Raw genomic sequence first — 3,062 nt, forward strand, 5'->3', positions numbered from 1 at the left:
CCCCCTGCACCGCCTGCCTCCAAGCCGAGCGCCCCGGCCGCGGCGTCGTGCTCGGCGAGCCGGCTGAGCCCCATCCCCAAGCCCACCGCGAAGCCCCTGCCTCCGGCCGTGGCGTCCATGCGCGAGCGCATCATCAAGGCCGCCGTCGCGTGCGACTACGCGGGCCTCCAGAAGCTGGGGGACGAGAAGGGCCCGAGCGTGCGCTTCTCCTACGACCCCGACCAGGACATGGCCACTACCTGGCGCATCCAGGAGGAGTGGAAGGACAGCCCGCAGCCGGTGCTGGCGCGGCTGGTCCACGTCCTCAACCTCCCCTTCTACCAGGAGGGCAATCTGTACTGGTGGCCCACCGCCTTCCGTGAAGGCGCCACCGACGCGGACTTCGCCCTGCTCAAGGGCATCTATCCGGACGAGATGATCACCGACATGCGCAAGGAGAAGAGCTACATCGGCATGCGCGTGGGCATCTCCTCGGACGGCGACTGGCAGGCCGCCATCCAGGGCGACTGATCCGCCCCCAGGTCAGTCGCCGGTGACGAAGCGCGCGACGGCCTCCTGGACCTCCTCGTCACCCATCATCCCCACGTGGTCCGCCTGCGTCTCCAGCCGGTCCACGTGGAGCGGCCCGGGCGGCATGGCCCGCGCCGTCAGGACCGAACCATCTCCGTCCGCGAGCACCGGATCCTCGAACGTGGGCTTCCCGTCGATGAGCCGGAACGACTTGATCAACGGATGCCCCACGCCCACCACCGCCAGCGTGCGGAAGGGCGGCGGCGGTTCATCGTGCTCGGAGAGTGAGCGCGCCAGCTGCGAGCGCGCCTCCAGCATGCGCTCCAGCCACTGGCGATACGCGGGCAGCTCCCGCACCGCCGCGTCCTGGAACACGCCCCACCCGCCGTCGACCCACGCGCCCGGACGGTAGGCATCGAACGTCACCGGCTGGCCGCTCGCGTCCACGAAGAAGTCGCTCTCCATGGGCAGGAGCTGGAACGCGGACGCGAAGGTGAAGAGCGCCTCCGGTGACAGCAGCGACCGGTTGCGTCCCACCGGCGTGCCCAGGGTGAAGTCGTCGAACATGCCCGGCGCGCCCCGGAACGGCGTGCCCAGGAACACCACGCGCTTCACGTGCCGCGCGCCCGCCCACGTGGGCTCGCCCGTGTCGTCACCGGTGCCGTAGCGCAGGCAGTGCAACGTGATCAGCCCGCCCATGCTGTGCGCCACCAGGTTCACCTTCACCCGGCCACCCCGCGCCTCCGCGAGCGAATCCAGCAGCGCGCACAGCCGGTTCGCCGTCACGCGGTTGTCCTGCCGCCAGTCGTAGTCGAAGACGACGAAGCCCGGCAGCCGCTCGCGCCCGAACTCCAGGAAGCGCTTGTAGACGTCGTAGCGAGCCACCCATGGCAGCACCGTGAAGCGCGTCACCGGCCCGTCCGCCTCGAGCGGCCCGAAGCCCGGCGTCGCCCGCTGGCCAGGAAACGGCAGCGCCAGCGACCGCTCACCGCGCGTCAGCACGTCGCCCACGGACACCCAGGCCCGCTCATGCTCGCCGTCCGCCGTCGCGAGGAACGACCCGCGGTACCCAGGAACGAAGACCGTCACCTCCTCGCCCGCGGGCGGAGGCACCGCGACGCGGGAGGCCGTGCAGGCGCTCAGGAACAGCGAGACCGCGACCGGGAGGAGGCGCATGCGCCGCAACCTCAGCCTCGCGCTCCCTCCACGCAAGGCCCAGCCATCACGACCCCGGGCGGGTCATGACTGCCCTCGTGGAAAAATATGGATTCAAGGCAACCCGGCTTGCATGCCCCGACCCGTCCCGTGCAAAAGGCACGTCGCACACCCGGTCCGGGTCAAGGGAGTTCGAACCATGGATGAAATCGTCGTTCAATTGAAGTCACTTGCCCTGACCGAAGCGCTCCCGCTGCTGCTCAAGGTCATTGGGGCGCTGTTCGTCTGGTTCATCGGGCGGACGGTCATCGCCGGCTTCCGCAAGGTGCTGGACATGGGCCTGCAGCGGCGGCAGCTGGACGCCACGCTGATCCGCTACGTCGGTTCGCTGTTCACCGGCACGCTCACGATAATGCTGATCGTCGGCATCCTGGGGCTGATGGGCGTGGAGACCACGTCCTTCGCCGCGTTGATCGCCGCCGCGGGTATCGCCATTGGCGCGGCCTGGTCCGGGCTGCTGGCCAACTTCGCCGCGGGCATCTTCCTGCTGGTGCTGCGCCCCTTCCGCGTGGGCGAAGAGATTGAAGCGGGCGGCGTCGTGGGCATCGTCCAGGAGATCGGCCTGTTCGTCACCACGCTCGACACGTCGGACAACGTGCGGATCGCCGTGGGCAACAACCAGATGTTCAGCGACAACATCATCAACTACAGCCACCACCCGTACCGCAAGATGACGGTGAAGGTGCCGCTGATGCACGGCGTGGACGTGCGGGTGCTTCAGCAGGCCCTGGTGGATCGCATGGCCACGGTGAAGGGCGTCCAGGAGAAGCCCGTGCCGCAGGTAGAGGTCGCGGAGTTCACGTTCCAGGGCCCCATCCTGGCGGTGTGCATCTTCTGCAAGCCCACCGAGTACAACGACACGCAGGCCAACGTGGGCGATGCCATCGCGGAGATCCTCCTGGCCGCGAACTACATCGTGCCCACGGCGGCCCTGCTGACCGCGCCGCCGCCGCAGCTGGCGAAGGCGGGCTGAAAACGCAGTCGGTGACGGGTGGCGAGCAGGCCGGCGTCCGGCCTGCTCCCCCTCCTGGCGGGAGGACGACCCCGCGAGCAGGTTCCCCTCTGAGCGACACCGTGAGTCCTTCCGGTGATGAGTTCGGGGATCCCGCCTCTTCCAATAAATACGCGAATTCATTCGCACTTCCGGCTGGGCGCCCCCATGACAGCTCGGTTGCCCACGGAATAGTGTGGCCAGTGCGGATTTGACCCACCCTCCGCTTCTCACGAGAGAACGGCGCAGGGCGTCATCCCGGAATCAGCGGCAGGCCTTACTTCTCGCGAACGCCACCGCCCCGGGTGGCGCCCGCGATGGCGTCCCCGAGCGCGGAGTACATGAG

At 68.8% G+C, this 3,062-nt stretch carries 3 protein-coding genes; 2 read left to right on the top strand and 1 reads right to left on the bottom strand.

Annotation, left to right across the window (positions count from 1 at the left end; all coding sequences use genetic code 11):
• Positions 1 to 510 (top strand): hypothetical protein (locus D7Y15_RS13900; protein WP_233604948.1); only part of this gene is annotated, 510 nt, incomplete at its 5' end.
• A gap of 12 nt (positions 511 to 522) precedes the next feature.
• Here the strand turns inward: D7Y15_RS13900 and D7Y15_RS13905 are convergent.
• Positions 523 to 1,686, bottom strand: coding sequence for a hypothetical protein (locus D7Y15_RS13905; protein WP_120581166.1), 1,164 nt, complete (start codon positions 1,684 to 1,686; stop codon positions 523 to 525).
• A gap of 178 nt (positions 1,687 to 1,864) precedes the next feature.
• On the opposite strand from D7Y15_RS13905, the gene D7Y15_RS13910 reads away from it, so the two are divergent.
• Positions 1,865 to 2,698, top strand: coding sequence for a mechanosensitive ion channel family protein (locus D7Y15_RS13910; RefSeq protein WP_121752881.1), 834 nt, complete (start codon positions 1,865 to 1,867; stop codon positions 2,696 to 2,698).
• Positions 2,699 to 3,062 lie beyond the last annotated feature (364 nt).

This window comes from Corallococcus sp. AB030 (genome assembly GCF_003668965.1).
In the GTDB taxonomy this organism is placed as follows: Bacteria; Myxococcota; Myxococcia; order Myxococcales; family Myxococcaceae; genus Corallococcus; species Corallococcus exiguus.